The sequence below is a fragment of the Streptomyces sp. XY006 genome, from assembly GCF_002237655.1.
GTDB lineage: Bacteria > Actinomycetota > Actinomycetes > Streptomycetales > Streptomycetaceae > Streptomyces > Streptomyces levis.
This window is the reverse complement of sequence record NZ_NOKT01000034.1, coordinates 1-15,811: the sequence shown is the minus strand read 5'-3', so window position 1 is coordinate 15,811 and position 15,811 is coordinate 1. Positions and strand designations below refer to the sequence as shown.

Genomic DNA, 15,811 nt, shown 5'->3' with positions numbered 1-15,811 from the left:
AGACTGAGACTGGTGGAGGAAAGAACCGGGGAGGTGCCGGGTGATGCCGGAGCTGTCGCAGGAGTCCGAGCGGGGGAGGCCGGCCGCGCCGTTCGGGGTGGCCGAGGTGACCGGGCCGTCCATGGTGCCCACGCTGTACCACGGAGACCGGCTCCTGGTGCACTACGGCGCCCGGATCAGGACCGGTGACATCGTCGTGCTGCGGCATCCCCTCCAGCAGGACCTGCTCGTGGTGAAGCGGGCCGCCCAGCGGCGCGAGCAGGGCTGGTGGGTGCTCGGCGACAACGCCTACGCCGGCGGCGACAGCACCGACTACGGCGTCGTGCCCGACGAGCTGGTGCTCGGCCGGGTCCGGTTCCGCTACCGGCCGCTCAGGCCGGGCCGGCGCTCGCCGTGGGCGCTGCTCGGCTGGGCGCTGTCGGCCGCCAGGCCCGTCTTCTCGGGCAGGTCGGGCCGGGCCGCCTCCAGGCGCTTGCGGGCCCGGTAGGCGGCGACGTTGGCGCGGGTCGCGCAGCGGTCGGAGCAGTAGCGCCGGGAGCGGTTGGTCGAGGTGTCCAGATAGGCGTTGCGGCAGGGCGCGGCCTCGCACAGGCCGAGGCGGTCCACGCCGTACTCGGTCAGATGGAAGGCCAGGCCCATCGCGGCGATCGCCGCGTAGCCGGCGGTGGCGTTGGACGGGTGGTCCGCCAGGTGCATGTGCCACAGCGGGCGGCCGTCGTCGTCGCGGAAGTCGTGCCCGGAGATCTGCGGGCTCACCGGGAACTCCAGCAGCAGCGAGTTCAGCAGGTCGACGGCGAGCTGCTCGTCACCGCCGTCGGCCGCCTCGAAGACCGCGCGCAGCCGGGCCCGGACCGAGCGGAAGCGGGTCACGTCCGCGTCCGTGGCGCGACGCGCCGCCGACTGCTGGCCGCCGAACAGATCACGGACGGCCTCGACCGACGTCAGGGTGTCCTTGCCCCGGGCCGGCTCCTCGGTGTTGACGAGGCGCACGGCGTAGTCCGAGTAATAGGCCAGTTCCACTTGTAGTCCTTACGGAGGGGCTTTAGGGTCGTGAGCGCGCACTGGTAAGAGCTGATGGTGCATCCAGGGTATTACGAGGGAGGGGCTCGATGACGGACGCGGACACCCGCACCGCCGCCACCGACTGGCAGGCCTGGCAGGAGAGCTGGGACCGGCAGCAGGAGTGGTACATGCCCGACCGCGAGGAGCGGTTCCGGATCATGCTCGACATGGTGGAGGCCGTCGTGGGCACCGCCCCGCGCGTCCTCGACCTCGCCTGCGGCACGGGCAGCATCACCGCCCGGCTGCTCGCCCGGTTCCCGGACGCCACCAGCACCGGCGTCGACCTCGACCCGGCGCTCCTCGCCATCGCCGAGGGCACCTTCGCCGGTGACGACCGGGTCACCCTGGTCACCGCCGACCTCAAGGACCCCGACTGGCCGGCGCGGCTGCCGCACGACACGTACGACGCCGTCCTGACCGCGACGGCCCTGCACTGGCTGCACCGGGAACCTCTCGCGGAGCTCTACGGCCGCCTCGCCGGACTCGTCCGCGACGGCGGGGTCTTCATGAACGCGGACCACATGATCGACGAGACGACGCCCCGGATCAACGCGGCCGAGCGCGCGCAGCGCCACGCCCGTATGGAACAGGCCAGGGAGTCCGGCGTCCTCGGCTGGACCGAGTGGTGGCAGCTCGCCGCCCGGGACCCGCTCCTGGCCGGTCCGACGGCCCGGCGCCACGAGATCTACGGCGACCACGCCGACGGTGACACGCCGTCGGTGCAGTGGCACACGCGGGTGCTGCGCGAGAAGGGGTTCGGCGAGGCCAGGCCCGTGTGGTGCTCGCCCTCGGACACCCTGCTGCTCGCCATGAAGTAGCCGCGCTGGGCAACGCGAAGGGGGCGGTACGGAGATCCCGTACCGCCCCCTCGCCGTGCGTACCGTCAGAGCACCTTGGACAGGAACGACTTCGTCCGCTCGTGCTGCGGGTTGGTCAGCACCTCGCGCGGGTGGCCGGATTCGACCACCACGCCGCCGTCCATGAAGACCAGGCTGTCGCCCACCTCGCGGGCGAAGCCCATCTCGTGGGTGACGACGACCATCGTCATACCCGACTCGGCCAGGTCGCGCATGACGTCCAGGACGTCACCGACCAGCTCCGGGTCGAGCGCCGAGGTCGGCTCGTCGAACAGCATCAGCTTCGGGTCCATGGCGAGAGCCCGCGCGATGGCCACGCGCTGCTGCTGGCCGCCGGAGAGCTGCGAGGGGTAGTTGCCCGCCTTGTCGGCCAGGCCCACCCGGTCCAGCAGCTCCAGGGCGCGCTGCCGGGCCTGGCCCTTGTTCACGCCCTTGACCTGGACCGGTGCCTCCATGACGTTCTCGACGGCCGTCATGTGCGGGAACAGGTTGAAGCGCTGGAAGACCATGCCGATGTCCCGGCGCTTGCGCGCGACCTCGCTGTCCTTCAGCTCGTAGAGCTTGTCGCCCTTCTGCTTGTAGCCGACCAGCTCGCCGTCGACGTACAGGCGGCCGGCGTTGATCTTCTCCAGGTGGTTGATGCACCTCAGGAACGTCGACTTGCCGGAGCCGGAGGGGCCGATGAGGCAGAACACCTCGCCGGACTTCACCTCCAGGTCGATGCCCTTGAGCACCTCGACCGGACCGAAGGACTTGTGGACGCCTTCGGCCTTCACCATGGCGGTCATGCGGTGCCTCCCGTCGTCGACGAGCGGTTGGACAGGGACAGCACGTTGGCCTTGATCTTCTGGAACGGCGTGGCCGGGAGCGACCGGCTCGAACCACGCGCGTAGTACCGCTCCAGGTAGTACTGGCCGATGCTGAAGACCGAGGTCAGCAGCAGGTACCAGGCCGCCGCCAGGAACAGCATCTCGGCGGGGGCGCCGGAGGTCTGGCCGATGTCCTGTGCGGCGCGGAGCAGTTCGGGGTACTGGACGACCGAGACCAGCGAGGTCGTCTTCAGCATGTTGATGACCTCGTTGCCCGTCGGCGGCACGATCACGCGCATCGCCTGCGGGATCACGATCCGGCGCAGCGTCTTGGAGTGGCTCATGCCCAGGGCGTGCGACGCCTCGGTCTGGCCCTCGTCGACCGAGAGCAGACCGGCACGGCAGATCTCCGCCATGTACGCGGCCTCGTTCAGGCCGAGGCCGAGCAGCGCCGTCAGGAACGGGGTCATGAAGTCCGACCACTCGTCCTTGTAGAACGGCCCGAGGTTGATGTACTCGAAGACCAGGCCCAGGTTGAACCAGACGATCAGCTGGACCAGGACCGGGGTGCCGCGGAAGAACCAGATGTAGAACCACGCGATCGACGAGGTCACCGGGTTCTTCGACAGGCGCATCACGGCGAGCAGGACGCCGCCGATGATGCCGATCGCCATGGACAGCACGGTCAGCAGGAGCGTCTTGCCCACGCCGTCCAGGATGCGGTCGTCGAAGAAGTAGTCGGGGATGGCGTCCCAGTTGATCTTGCCCTGGGCGAACGCGTAGACGACGCCGCCCAGCAGGGCGAGCGCGACGACGGCCGAGATGTACCGCCCGTAGTGCCGGACCGGGATGGCCTTGATGGCCTCCGGCCCGGCCGGGGGCGTGTCGCCCGCCGTCTTGTCGATGTCAACAGTCACGGGTGTTGCCTTTCAGTGCCGCTGCGTCGCGGTCACTTGCCGCCGTTGATCGTGGCCTCGTCGATGGAGCCGTCCGTGACGCCCCACTTCTTCATGATCTTCTCGTACTCGCCGTTCTCGATGATGGCGTCGAGAGCGGCCTTGAGGGCGTCCCGCAGCTCCGTCTGGTTCTTGGCGACGGCGATGCCGTACGGAGCGGCCTCGACCTGCTCGCCGACCAGCTGGAAGTCCTTGCCGCCGCCGGAGGTCTTCACGGCGTACGCGGCGACCGGGAAGTCGGACGAGCCGGCGTCGGCGCCGCCCGCGCGCAGGCGGGTCTGGGCCTGCTGGTCGTTGTCGAAGGGCTCGATGGCGATCTTCTTGCCGGACGGGCACTTCTTCGACTCGGCCTTGGCGAGGTCCTCGGAGACCGTGCCGCGCTGCAGCACGATCTTCTTGCCGCACAGGTCCGACCAGGTCTTGATGCCCTGGTCGTCGCCCTTCTTGGTGTAGATCGACACACCGGCGGTGAAGTAGTCGACGAAGTCGACGCCCTCGCCGACCTTCTTGCCGGTGTCGGAGTCGATGCCCTCCTGACGGTCCTTGGTGTCGGTCATCGCGGACATGGCGATGTCGTACCGCTTGGAGCGCAGACCGGTGATCAGCGTGTCGAAGGTGCCGTTCTCGAACTGGAAGTCGACCCCGAGCTGCTTGCCCATGGCGGCGGCGAGGTCGGGGTCGATGCCGACCACCTTGCCCGAGCTGTCCTTGAACTCGACCGGGGCGTAGGCGATGTCCGAACCGACCTTGATGACGCCCTTGTCGCGGATCGACTTGGGAAGCTTGTCGGCGAGCGGGGCCGCGGCCGACGCGGTCTCGCTGTCCGAGCCGTTGTCCTTGGTCTGGTCACCGCATCCGGTGAGCATCAGCGCGCCTGCGACCGCGATCGCACCGACCGCTGCTAGCCGGGAGCGGGCGGCGGTCGTACGACGGGTGGAGCTTGCGGTCATGGTGGGTTCCTCCGGCGGATGGGTGGAGTTGCCGATGGGGCGGAGCGCTGCCGATGGGTTCGGCAGTGCCGTGGCCTGCCGACGGGCCGGCAGCGCCGTGGGTCGACGAGAACACACGTCTTCGAGTGTCGCGACCTCGTGTGATTACGGCATCTTGCCATTCGGACTGCGCCATTCTGGGGGCCAGCCATGTCAAAATCGGATAACGGGCGACCCCCGAACCGCACCACTCCGGTACATCACGGCCGGACCTTCTGTGGGAATGCTTCCTTCCGGCCGGAAGATCTTCGGCATATCCCGGGATTTCGGCACGGGGGCCGCGGGCTTCGCCGCCGCTTGAGTGGTTCTCGATCGTTTGTCCAGGCCTTGCCCCGATTTTGGACGAAGAGTCAGGGCGCCGGTATGTGACCTTGGCGTTATGGACTCGTCCTCGGTGCCTTCCGTCCGGTAAGAAGGGTCTTTACACCCCTCATCCGGGGCTCAGGGCGCGTGTGCGGCGCGCCCGACGCGTACGCGCCCGTACGTATCACGTACACAGCACGACCACGGCCGTACGCGGTCCCGCCCACCCCTCACCAGGAGTGGCCACCCTCAAACCAATGAAGATTTAAGGGGTAAAACGAAGTGGCAGCGGAGATCGTCAATCCTCGCAGCGAGAGCAAGACCGGCGATACGGGCAACGAGGGCAGTGCGGAGCCCCTCGACTCCTTCGATCCGGCGTTCGCGCTGCACCGCGGCGGCAAGATGGCTGTGCAGGCCACGGTGCCGGTCCGCGACAAGGACGACCTGTCCCTGGCGTACACGCCCGGCGTCGCGAAGGTGTGCAGCGCGATCGCGGAGCAGCCGGAGCTGGTGCACGACTACACGTGGAAGTCTTCGGTCGTCGCCGTCGTGACGGACGGTACGGCCGTGCTGGGGCTCGGTGACATCGGGCCCGAGGCCTCCCTCCCGGTGATGGAGGGCAAGGCCATCCTGTTCAAGCAGTTCGGCGGTGTGGACGCGGTTCCGATCGCGCTGAACTGCACGGACGTCGACGAGATCGTCGAGACGGTGGTGCGGCTCGCGCCGTCGTTCGGCGGGGTCAACCTGGAGGACATCTCGGCGCCCCGGTGCTTCGAGATCGAGCGGAAGCTGCAGGAGCGGCTGGACATCCCGGTCTTCCACGACGACCAGCACGGTACGGCGGTCGTGACGCTGGCCGCCCTGCGCAACGCCGCGCGGCTGAGCGGTCGGGCCGTCGGTGACCTGCGGGCCGTCATCTCCGGCGCGGGCGCGGCGGGTGTCGCCATCGCGAAGATGCTGGTCGAGGCCGGGATCGGCGATGTCGCCGTGGCCGACCGCAAGGGTGTCGTGTCGGCGGACCGGGACGACCTCACGCCGGTGAAGCGGGACCTGGCCGGGTTCACGAACAAGGCCGGGATCACGGGATCGCTGGAGACGGCGCTGGCCGGGGCCGACGTGTTCATCGGGGTGTCCGGCGGGACGGTGCCGGAGTCCGCGGTCGCGTCCATGGCCGAGGGGGCGTTCGTCTTCGCCATGGCGAACCCGAACCCGGAGGTGCACCCCGAGGTCGCGCACAAGTACGCGGCCGTGGTTGCCACCGGCCGGTCGGACTTCCCGAACCAGATCAACAACGTGCTGGCCTTCCCCGGGATCTTCGCCGGGGCGCTGCAGGTGCGGGCCTCCCGGATCACCGAGGGGATGAAGCTCGCCGCCGCCGAGGCGCTGGCGGCCGTGGTCGGGGACGACCTCTCCGCCGACTACGTCATCCCGTCGCCGTTCGACGAGCGCGTGGCGCCGGCGGTGACCGCGGCGGTCGCCGCGGCGGCACGTGCCGAGGGCGTGGCTCGCCGCTGATGCGGCCGACCGAGTGATGAGGTGACCCCGCCCGGCCGGGCGGGGTCATTTCTTTACCGGGGGATCGGCTGTCCGGGTGATGTGCGGGCGCGGCGGCACCCCGTTCCGCCGGGTTGCGGGCCCGCCCCCGGCCTCAGCAGCGGCGTCCTGTCCTGGCAAGAGGGTGTGTCTCACAGGGGCAGACGGTTCCGTCGCCCCGGTGGGGAACCTATCGTCAAGGTCATGTTCGCTGTCTACGCCGCCCGAATCGACCGCGACCAGCCGCTGTCCGGCCTGGAGTTGGGGGAGCGCCCGGCTCCCGAGGCCCGTCCCGGCTGGAGCACCGTCACGGTCAAGGCCGCCTCCCTCAACCACCACGACCTCTGGTCCCTGCGCGGCGTCGGCCTCGCGGAGGACAAGCTGCCGATGATCCTCGGCTGCGACGCCGCCGGTGTCGACGAGGACGGCAACGAGGTCGTCCTGCACTCCGTCATCGGACAGAGCGGGCACGGGGTCGGCCCGAAGGAACCCCGTTCCATCCTCACCGAGCGCTACCAGGGCACCTTCGCCGAGCAGGTGTCCGTGCCGACCTGGAACATCCTGCCCAAGCCGAAGGAGCTCTCCTTCGCCGAGGCCGCCTGTCTGCCGACGGCGTGGCTGACCGCGTACCGGATGCTGTTCACGAACGCGGGTGTCCGGCCCGGCGACTCCGTGCTGGTGCAGGGCGCCGGAGGCGGTGTCGCCACGGCCGCCATCGTGCTGGGCAAGGCGGCCGGGCTGCGGGTCTTCGCCACCAGCCGGGACGAGGCCAAGCGCAAGCGGGCCGTGGAGCTGGGGGCCGTCGAGGCGCTGGAGGCCGGGGCGCGCCTGCCGCAGCGGGTCGACGCCGTGATCGAGACCGTCGGGGCCGCGACCTGGTCGCACTCCGTGAAGTCGCTGAAGCCCGGCGGCACGCTGGTCATCTCCGGTGCCACCAGCGGCGACCGTCCCTCCCACGCCGAGCTGACCCGCATCTTCTTCCTGGAGCTCAAGGTCGTCGGCTCCACGATGGGGACCAAGGACGAACTGGAGGATCTGCTGGCGTTCTGCGCGGCCACCGGCGTGCGGCCCGTCATCGACGACGAGCTGCCCATGGACCGGGCGCGGGAGGGCTTCGAACGGCTCGCGTCCGGTGAGCAGTTCGGGAAGATCGTGCTGACCAACCCCTGAGCGCGCGCCGCCGGGTGCTCGAACGGCCGGTCCGGGAACGGGCCGGCCGTTCTGCGTGTCACCGTGTCAACTGGGGTTGACGGATGCCGTGATGTCAACCTATGTTGACACCATGACCGAAGCAACCGATCTGGCCGAGCGTGCCGGTGACCGTGACCCGCGGGTCGGCCTGCGGGCCGTGGCCGCGCTGCGCCGGCTGCTGGAGCAGCTGGAAGCCGTGCAGGTGCGCAACGCGCGCAACCAGGGCTGGTCGTGGCAGGAGATCGCCACCGAACTCGGTGTGAGCAGGCAGGCCGTGCACAAGAAGTACGGGAGGCATTGATGTTCGAGCGGTTCACCAAGGACGCCCGGGATGTCGTGAAGAGCGCGTTCACGTATGTCGAGGGGGGTGGCGGGGGCAGTGTGGAGGCCGAGCATCTGCTGCTGGCCCTGCTCGACCGGGAGGGCAGTCGGGGGTCCTTCGCGCTTGCCGCTCTGGGGCTCGGGCCCGACGAGCGGGAGCCTGTGCGTGAGGCACTGCGGGAGGCGCGCAGGCGCGCCGGGCTGTCCCGGGCCGAGAGCGACGCGCTCGCCGGGCTGGGGATCGACGTCGCGGAGATCGTCGCCCGGGTGGAGGAGGTGCACGGCGTCGGAGCGATGTCCGGCGACCGCAAGGACACCCGGTGGTGGTCCGGGCGCCCCTCCTTCGGGCGCGCGGCCAAGGACGTGCTGGAAGGGTCGCTGCGCGCGGCCCTCGCCCAGCGGGACCGGCACATCGGCGACGAGCACCTGCTGCTGGCCCTGACCGTGCGCCCGGGCGTGCCGGCCGAGGTCCTCGCCGACCACGGGGTGACGTACGCGTCGCTGGTGCGCGTGCTGTACGGGGCCGGGGGCGAGGCCAAGGCCGGCTGAGCGCGGCCGCCCGCCTACTTCTTCGGCGTGCGCAGGAGCGCTCCTATGCGGGCCGCGGCCGTCGACAGATGGCGGCGGGCGTCGCGCAGTTGGTCGGGGGTGACGCCGTGGTCGCGGGCCGCGTCCCGGATGTCGTCCCGGAAGCGGTCCAGGAGACGGTCCAGGTCGCGGGCGGGGTCGCCGGTGGACTCCGTGGCGTCCTCGTGGGCCCAGGCCGGTTGGTAGGAGGCCGGGAAGTCCTCGGTGGGCCGGGCGCCCTCCGACGGTGAGCCCGGCTTGCCGCTCGCGGTACCGCTCCAGTCGAAGCCGAAGTCCTTGCCGTAGTCCTTGCCGAACTCGCCGAACTCCTTGGCCAGTTCGCTCAGGCCCTCGCGCAGGCCGGTCGGCCAGTCGCCGCGGGTGAAGTGGTCCTGCACCTGCTCCTGGACGCGGCGGGCGATGCGCTGCACCTGCTCCTGTGCCTGGGCGCGGGCCTGCTCCTGGGCCTCCTTCGCCTGGCGGCGGGCACGCTGGGCGTCCTCGCGGGCGCGGCGGCTCTCGTCCTTGGCGCGCCGGGCCTGCTCCTTCCACTCCTGCCGGGCCCGCCGCATCTCCTCCTTGGCGATGCGCCAGGTGTCCTTGTCGCCGTACTGCGCGAAGTCGCCGTAGGGGGCGCCCTCGGGGCCGCCGGTCCGGCTGCCGTTGTCCCGGCGGGCCTCGGTCGCCGCGGCGCGCATCTCGCGGCGCAGGTCACCCGCGGCTCCGCGCACGTCCGCCTGGATCTCGGCGGCCAGTTCGGCGACGGACTCCCGGATCTCCAGCTCCAGGTCGGCCAGTTCACCGCTGCGGTCGGCCAGTTCGGCGCGGCCCGCGTCCGTGATCGAGTAGACCTTGCGGCCGCCCTCGGTGGTGTGGGTGACCAGGCCCTCGGCCTCCAGCTTGGCCAGTCGCGGGTAGACCGTGCCCGCCGACGGTGCGTACAGCCCCTGGAAGCGCTCCTCCAGGAGGCGGATCACCTCGTAGCCGTGACGAGGGGCCTCGTCCAGCAGCTTCAGCAGGTAGAGGCGGAGGCGGCCGTGGGCGAAGACGGGGGGCATGTCAGAGCACCTTCTTGTCGGTCGTGCCGTCGGCCGGGGCGGTGGTGGTGCCATCGCCGGGGCCGGAGACGGAATTGTCTCCCGAGTCGCCCTCGGGGTGGCCCGCCGGGGCCGCCGGGGGGCTGTCGGTGCCGGGATGCGCGTCCCGTGGCGCGTGGTCGTCCTCCTCCTGGGCCGGCCGGCGCAGCAGGGCGATGGAGCCGGAGACCGTCGTGGCCCGCAGGGTGCCGTGGCCCGCGCCGAGGCGGCCGGTGATCTTGTGGGCGCCCCACTGGCCGTGGACCCGGAGGTCGTCGAAGGCGTTGGAGACGGAGCCGCTCGCCGTGTTGGCCTCGACCTCGGCGTCCGCCCGGTGCGGCAGCCGGATCGCGATCTCGCCGGAGACGCTGGTCAGCTTCACGTCCGTGGGGCCGTCCGGGGCGAGGTCGACGATCATCGAGCCGCTCACCGAGTCGGCCCGGACCGAGTGGCCGGAGCCCTCGACCACGGTGAGGTCGCCGGAGACCGAGTTGAACCGCAGGTCGCCCGCGACGTCCTGGGCCTCCAGGCTGCCGGAGACCGTGTCGGCGCGGACCGGGCCGGACAGGCCCACCAGGGTCGTGTCACCCGTGACTCCCTTGACCACCGTCGGGCCCTGGATGCCGGAGACGACGGCCGCCGCACCGACGACTCCCGCCTCGACGCGGGTGCCGGCCGGGACGGCCAGGGAGACCACCGCGCTGCGGCGCCAGCCCTTGCGGTCCAGCCAGGACAGGAAGCCTTTCCAGGGCAGGTCCTCGTAGGCCACCGTCAGGGTGCCGCCCTTCCGGGTCACGATGAGGGGTGGGCCCTCGATCTCGGTGACTTCCAGGCGGGCGGAACCTTCGTCCGTACCCACCACGTTCACCGTTCCGTTGACCAGGCGTACGTGGAGATCGCTCACGGGCTCGTCGAAGGTGAGCTTGCTCGGTTCCGTGACGGACCACTCGGACATCGTGGGACCTCCCCGACTCGACGCGCCATATCGCGTCTCCTGTCAATCACGTTATATCGTGGTCGGGGAAAGTCAAGACACCCGTTCTGGGGATGCGGGGGCAGGCATAAGTGCTCATATCGGATCGATTCGCCCTAGCGTGTGAGCATGCCGACGGAAGCTGCGCCCAACGGTCCCGCGCCAGGGGCGCTGCTGCTGTGCCGGGCGGTGCCCGGGGCCGTCGGTCCGGTCGCCGATCTGCTGCGCGAGCCCATGCGGCTGACCCGGGCGGGTGACGACTGGAGCGTTCTCGTCCCCGAGGGCCGGCCGTGGCGGGACGGCGGCGAGCCCGTCGACCGCGTCGTCACCGGCTGGGCCACCGCCCTGGCCGTGGGGGCGCCCTGGCCCGTCCTCGCCCTGTGGTGGGACGCCGACCACGCGGGCTTCACCCTCGCCTACGGCTTCCGCCGGCCGGTCGGGTTCGTCTGGCTCGCGAGCGGCGTCCCCGCGGGGGAGGACGAGGCGATGAGCACGTTCGCCGCGCGCGTGGGTCTCGACCCCGTCCTGGATCTGCAGGCCCTCGAACAGCTCACGAAGCCCGATGCCGCGGCCGACGGCCCGGCGCGGCTGCGCGGTCTGCTGGCCGTCCTCGCGCGCGTGGGCGTCTCGATGCCGCCCGGGCTCGTTCCCGGCGCGCCCGCCGAACGGCTCGGGGAAGCCGTCGCCGTACTGCCGGACAGCCTGTCCGTCGAGTGGCCGGGCCTGCGCGAGGCGGTCGCGGAGCGCGGGACCGTCGAGCACAGCCGTCTCGGCCCCTGGCTGCCCTGGGCCGGCGGCCCCAGGGCCCGCGCCCTGGCCCTCGCCCAGGTGGCGGCAGGCGTCCCGCTGCTGGCCTGGGGCCTACGTCGGCCCGGCGGCGGCTGGGGCTGGGCCACGGCCGGGGCACTGCTCCTGACCCACGGCGCGCTGGGCTTGGCCTACGACCTCACGCACCCGCGCGACTGAACGCGGGCGGGGCGGCGGGCCGGGCGTCGCGGGGGGTGATCGGCGTCGGGTGTGGGGTCGGCTCGGCGTCCCCCGTGGGCTGGGCGGGAGGCACGGGCCACTCCGGGGTGGGCTGGGCGTCCTGCGTGGGCTCGGCGTGAAGCATGTGCCTTGGGGCGGCGCCCCGGCAGCCCCGCCTGCGGCTCACTGATGTGTGCGGCCGGCCTCTCGGCGGGGCGCAGCTGGTGGCGAGGGCGGTCGCTGCCGGGTGCCGCCGGCGGGGCGGGGCCGTGACTGCAGGGCCACCGAGCAACGCTCCGACCCCCTGCGCCCTAGCGGCCCCTCCGCAGCGGACCAGCGACCGTTCTGCCGTCCGGGTCGGCCCTGCGCACTCGAGCCGGTGCCGGCCGGGTCGGTCCTGGGCGCTCCAGCCGGTGCCGGCCGGGTCGGTCCTGGGTGCTCCAGCCCTCCGTCGGGTTCTACTCGTCGTCTTCGTCGTCCAGGCGGGCCAGCCACGTCGCCAGGCGCTCCACCGGCACCTCGAAGTCGGGGTTGAGATCGACGAACGTGCGCAGTTGCTCGGCGAGCCACTCGAAGGTGACCTCCTCCTCGCCGCGCCGCTTCTCCAGTTCCTCGATGCCACGGTCCGTGAAGTACATGGGTCAAGGATATGCGGCCGGGCCGCACCCCCTGCTGGGGATGCGGCCCGGTGACGTGCGACGCGATGCGAGGACTACGCCTCGAACACCTCACGCACCAACTGCTCCTGCTCGGCCTGGTGCCGCTTCGCGGAACCGACGGCCGGGGACGAGCTGTGCGGACGCGAGATGCGGCGCAGGCGCTCGCCGTGCGGGACGTCCGCGCCGACCGCCAGGTCCAGGTGGTCGATCAGGTTGAGCGCGATGAACGGCCAGGCACCCTGGTTCGCCGGCTCCTCCTGGGCCCACAGGTACTTCTCGGCGTTCGGGTACTTCTTGATCTCCGCCTGGAGCTCGGCACCCGGCAGCGGGTACAGCCGCTCGATGCGGATGATCGCCGTGTCCGTGACGCCGCGCTTCTGACGCTCCGCCTCCAGGTCGTAGTAGACCTTGCCGGCGCAGAAGACGACCTTCTTGACCGCGGCCGGGTCGACCGTCGCGTCGCCGATGACCGGCTGGAAGTGGCCCGTCGTGAACTCCTCCGCCTTCGACGCCGCCGCCTTCAGCCGCAGCATCGACTTCGGCGTGAAGACCACCAGCGGCTTGTGGTGCGGGTTGTGCACCTGCCACCGCAGGAGGTGGAAGTAGTTCGACGGCGACGTCGGCATGGCGACCGTCATGTTGTTCTGCGCGCACATCTGCAGGAAGCGCTCCGGGCGGGCCGAGGAGTGGTCCGGTCCCTGACCCTCGTAGCCGTGCGGCAGCAGCAGGACGACACCGGAGGTCTGGGCCCACTTCTGCTCGGCCGACGAGATGAACTCGTCCACGACCGTCTGCGCGCCGTTGACGAAGTCGCCGAACTGCGCCTCCCACATCACGAGCGCCTCGGGGCGGGCCAGCGAGTAGCCGTACTCGAAGCCCATCGCCGCGTACTCGGACAGCAGGGAGTTGTAGACGTTGAGCCGCGCCTGGTCCTCGGAGAGGTACTGCAGCGGCGTGTACTCCTCGCCGGTGCTGCGGTCGATGATGACCGCGTGGCGCTGGCCGAACGTACCGCGCTGCGAGTCCTGGCCCGCCAGGCGGACCGGGACGCCCTCCAGCAGGAGGGAGCCGATCGCGAGGGTCTCGCCCATGCCCCAGTCGATGGTGCCGTCCTCGACCATGGACGCCCGGCGCTGCAGCTGCGGCAGCAGACGCGGGTGCACGGTGACGTGGTCGGGGATGTTGACCTGGGACTCGGCGATCCGCTTGACGACCTCCGTGGTCACCGCGGTGTTCACGGCGACCGGGAACTCGGCCTGCGGGTCGGTGGGCTCCACCGTGGCCGGCTGCGACGTGGCCTCGCGGACCTCAGTGAAGACCTTCTCCAGCTGGCCCTGGTAGTCCTGCAGCGCCTGCTCGGCCTCTTCCAGGGTGATGTCGCCGCGACCGATGAGGGACTCGGTGTACAGCTTGCGCACCGAGCGCTTCTTGTCGATCAGGTCGTACATCAGCGGCTGCGTGAAGGCCGGGTTGTCCGACTCGTTGTGACCGCGGCGGCGGTAGCAGATGAGGTCGATCACCACGTCCTTGTTGAACGCCTGGCGGAACTCGAAGGCGAGTCGCGCCACGCGGACGACGGCCTCGGGGTCGTCGCCGTTCACGTGGAAGATCGGGGCCTCGATCATGCGGGCCACGTCCGTCGCGTACATGGAGGAACGCGAGGACTCGGGGGCCGCGGTGAAGCCGACCTGGTTGTTGATGACGATGTGGACCGTGCCGCCGGTGCGGTAGCCGCGCAGCTGCGACATGTTCAGGGTCTCGGCCACCACGCCCTGGCCCGCGAAGGCCGCGTCGCCGTGGATCGCGACGGGCAGGACCGTGAAGTCCGTGCCGCCCTTGCCGATGATGTCCTGCTTGGCGCGCGAGACGCCCTCCAGGACCGGGTCCACCGCCTCCAGGTGCGAGGGGTTCGCGACCAGGGAGACCTTGATCTGCTCGCCGTCCAGGCCCGTGAAGGTGCCCTCGGCGCCCAGGTGGTACTTCACGTCGCCGGAGCCGTGCATCGACTTCGGGTCGAGGTTGCCCTCGAACTCGCGGAAGATCTGCGCGTACGACTTGCCGACGATGTTGGCGAGGACGTTCAGGCGGCCGCGGTGGGCCATGCCGATGACGACCTCGTCCAGGCGGGACTCGGCGGCCGAGTCCAGCACCGCGTCCAGCAGCGGGATGACGGACTCGCCGCCCTCCAGGGAGAAGCGCTTCTGGCCGACGTACTTGGTCTGCAGGAACGTCTCGAACGCCTCGGCCGCGTTCAGCCGGCGCAGGATCCGCAGCTGCTCCTCGCGCTCCGGCTTGGAGTGCGGGCGCTCCACGCGGTCCTGGATCCACTTGCGCTGCTTCGGGTCCTGGATGTGCATGAACTCGATGCCGGTGGTGCGGCAGTACGAGTCGCGCAGGACGCCGAGGATGTCGCGCAGCTTCATCATCGACTTGCCGGCGAAGCCGCCGACGGCGAACTCGCGCTCCAGGTCCCAGAGCGTGAGGCCGTGCTCGGTGATGTCCAGGTCGGGGTGCTTGCGCTGCTGGTACTCCAGCGGGTCGGTGTCGGCCATGACGTGGCCGCGGACCCGGTAGGAGTGGATCAGCTCGAAGACGCGGGCGGCCTTGGTGACGTCGTCGTCGTGGCTGGCGTCGATGTCCTTGAGCCAGCGGACCGGCTCGTAGGGGATGCGCAGGGCCTCGAAGACGTCGTCGTAGAAGCCGTTCTCGCCGAGCAGGAGGTTCGCGACCTGGCGGAGGAACTCGCCGGAGGCGGCGCCCTGGATGACCCGGTGGTCGTAGGTCGACGTGAGGGTCATGACCTTCGAGATGCCGAGCTTGTTCAGGGTGTCCTGGCTGGTGCCCTGGAACTCCGCCGGGTAGTCCATGGAGCCGACGCCCATGATCACGGACTGGCCGGGCATCAGGCGCGGCACCGAGTGGACCGTGCCGAGGCCGCCGGGGTTGGTCAGGGAGACCGTGACCCCGGAGAAGTCGTCCATCGTCAGCTTGCCGTCGCGGGCGCGGCGGACGATGTCCTCGTAGGCCTGCCAGAACTCGAAGAAGTTCAGCGTCTCGGCCTTCTTGATCGCCGCGACGACGAGCTGGCGGTCGCCGTTCGGCTTGACCAGGTCGATGGCGAGACCGAGGTTGACGTGCTCCGGCTTGACCAGGGTCGGCTTGCCGTCCACCTTCGCGAACGAGTAGTTCATCGCCGGCATGGCCTTGATCGCCTGGACCATGGCGTAGCCGATGAGGTGCGTGAAGGAGATCTTCCCGCCGCGCGCCCGCTTGAGGTGGTTGTTGATGACGATGCGGTTGTCGAACAGCAGCTTCACCGGGACCGCGCGCACGGACGTGGCCGTGGGCAGCTCCAGGGAGGCGTCCATGTTCTTCGCGACCGCGGCGGCCGGGCCGCGCAGCACGACCTGCTCGGGGCCCGCGGGGGCCTCGGCGGCGGGCTCGGCCTTCTTCGCGGGGGCGGCCGCCGGCTTGGCGGCGGCCGCCGGCTTCGCGGGGGCCGGGGCGGCCTTCGCGGGAGCGGCGGCCTGGGCCGGGGCCTGCGCGGCG

General features: G+C 70.8%; 14 protein-coding genes and 1 pseudogene. 7 read left to right on the top strand and 8 right to left on the bottom strand.

Annotated elements, in window-relative coordinates; translation table 11 throughout:
* Positions 1–43: 43 nt before the first annotated feature.
* A pseudogene (sodX, locus tag CHR28_RS38615) lies at positions 44–295 on the top strand (nickel-type superoxide dismutase maturation protease); the annotation flags it as partial.
* A gap of 65 nt (positions 296–360) precedes the next feature.
* On the opposite strand, the gene CHR28_RS31320 reads toward sodX, so the two are convergent.
* A complete protein-coding gene (locus CHR28_RS31320; RefSeq protein WP_094057098.1) occupies positions 361–1,020 on the bottom strand; it encodes a CGNR zinc finger domain-containing protein in 660 nt (219 codons plus the stop codon).
* A gap of 89 nt (positions 1,021–1,109) precedes the next feature.
* Between CHR28_RS31320 and CHR28_RS31315 the strand changes: the two genes are divergently transcribed.
* Complete coding sequence (locus CHR28_RS31315; protein ID WP_094057097.1) at positions 1,110–1,880, top strand: class I SAM-dependent methyltransferase; 771 nt, start codon at positions 1,110–1,112, stop codon at positions 1,878–1,880.
* Positions 1,881–1,945: 65 nt separating this feature from the next.
* Here the strand turns inward: CHR28_RS31315 and CHR28_RS31310 are convergent, their stop codons facing one another.
* Genes CHR28_RS31310 through CHR28_RS31300 form a run of 3 tightly spaced genes read right to left on the bottom strand, consistent with a single transcriptional unit; the run spans position 1,946 to position 4,634 of the window.
* Positions 1,946–2,707 carry an amino acid ABC transporter ATP-binding protein gene (locus tag CHR28_RS31310; protein ID WP_094057096.1) on the bottom strand — a complete coding sequence of 254 codons (762 nt, stop codon included), beginning with the start codon at positions 2,705–2,707 and terminating at the stop codon, positions 1,946–1,948.
* Positions 2,704–3,645 carry an amino acid ABC transporter permease gene (locus CHR28_RS31305; RefSeq protein ID WP_094057095.1) on the bottom strand — a complete coding sequence of 314 codons (942 nt, stop codon included), beginning with the start codon at positions 3,643–3,645 and terminating at the stop codon, positions 2,704–2,706. The genes CHR28_RS31310 and CHR28_RS31305 overlap by 4 nt, the downstream gene beginning before the upstream one ends.
* 32 nt (positions 3,646–3,677) lie before the next feature.
* Complete coding sequence (locus CHR28_RS31300) at positions 3,678–4,634, bottom strand: ABC transporter substrate-binding protein (RefSeq protein ID WP_094057094.1); 957 nt, start codon at positions 4,632–4,634, stop codon at positions 3,678–3,680.
* A gap of 624 nt (positions 4,635–5,258) precedes the next feature.
* Here CHR28_RS31300 and CHR28_RS31295 point away from each other — a divergent pair.
* The 4 genes from CHR28_RS31295 to CHR28_RS31280 all read left to right on the top strand — a co-directional run bounded on the left by CHR28_RS31295 (position 5,259) and on the right by CHR28_RS31280 (position 8,570).
* Complete coding sequence (locus CHR28_RS31295; protein ID WP_094057093.1) at positions 5,259–6,491, top strand: NAD(P)-dependent malic enzyme; 1,233 nt, start codon at positions 5,259–5,261, stop codon at positions 6,489–6,491.
* Positions 6,492–6,713: 222 nt separating this feature from the next.
* The gene (locus CHR28_RS31290) at positions 6,714–7,679 is read left to right on the top strand and encodes a zinc-binding dehydrogenase (protein ID WP_094057092.1); all 966 of its coding nucleotides are present in this window, start codon (positions 6,714–6,716) and stop codon (positions 7,677–7,679) included.
* Positions 7,680–7,791: 112 nt separating this feature from the next.
* Positions 7,792–8,001 (top strand): HTH domain-containing protein, encoded by a 210-nt coding sequence (locus CHR28_RS31285; RefSeq protein ID WP_003992902.1) that lies wholly within the window; start codon positions 7,792–7,794, stop codon positions 7,999–8,001.
* Positions 8,001–8,570, top strand: a complete 570-nt coding sequence (locus CHR28_RS31280) for a Clp protease N-terminal domain-containing protein (RefSeq protein WP_094057091.1) — start codon at positions 8,001–8,003, stop codon at positions 8,568–8,570. Before CHR28_RS31285 ends, CHR28_RS31280 begins: the two co-directional genes overlap by 1 nt.
* Before the next feature lie 14 nt (positions 8,571–8,584).
* Here CHR28_RS31280 and CHR28_RS31275 read toward each other — a convergent pair whose 3' ends face one another.
* Both CHR28_RS31275 and CHR28_RS31270 read right to left on the bottom strand, forming a co-directional pair.
* Positions 8,585–9,646, bottom strand: a complete 1,062-nt coding sequence (locus CHR28_RS31275) for a PadR family transcriptional regulator (protein WP_094057090.1) — start codon at positions 9,644–9,646, stop codon at positions 8,585–8,587.
* A 1-nt stretch (position 9,647) separates the two neighbouring features.
* Positions 9,648–10,619, bottom strand: coding sequence for a DUF4097 family beta strand repeat-containing protein (locus CHR28_RS31270; protein WP_094057089.1), 972 nt, complete (start codon positions 10,617–10,619; stop codon positions 9,648–9,650).
* Between the two features lie 147 nt (positions 10,620–10,766).
* On the opposite strand from CHR28_RS31270, the gene CHR28_RS31265 reads away from it, so the two are divergent.
* Positions 10,767–11,603 carry a hypothetical protein gene (locus CHR28_RS31265; RefSeq protein WP_094057088.1) on the top strand — a complete coding sequence of 279 codons (837 nt, stop codon included), beginning with the start codon at positions 10,767–10,769 and terminating at the stop codon, positions 11,601–11,603.
* Between the two features lie 458 nt (positions 11,604–12,061).
* On the opposite strand, the gene CHR28_RS31260 is transcribed toward CHR28_RS31265, so the two are convergent.
* Both CHR28_RS31260 and CHR28_RS31255 read right to left on the bottom strand, forming a co-directional pair.
* On the bottom strand, positions 12,062–12,241 hold the full coding sequence (locus CHR28_RS31260) for a DUF6104 family protein (protein ID WP_003992906.1): 180 nt from the start codon (positions 12,239–12,241) through the stop codon (positions 12,062–12,064).
* Positions 12,242–12,315: 74 nt separating this feature from the next.
* A partial coding sequence (locus CHR28_RS31255) for a multifunctional oxoglutarate decarboxylase/oxoglutarate dehydrogenase thiamine pyrophosphate-binding subunit/dihydrolipoyllysine-residue succinyltransferase subunit (RefSeq protein WP_107473148.1) occupies positions 12,316–15,811 on the bottom strand: 3,496 nt, incomplete at its 5' end.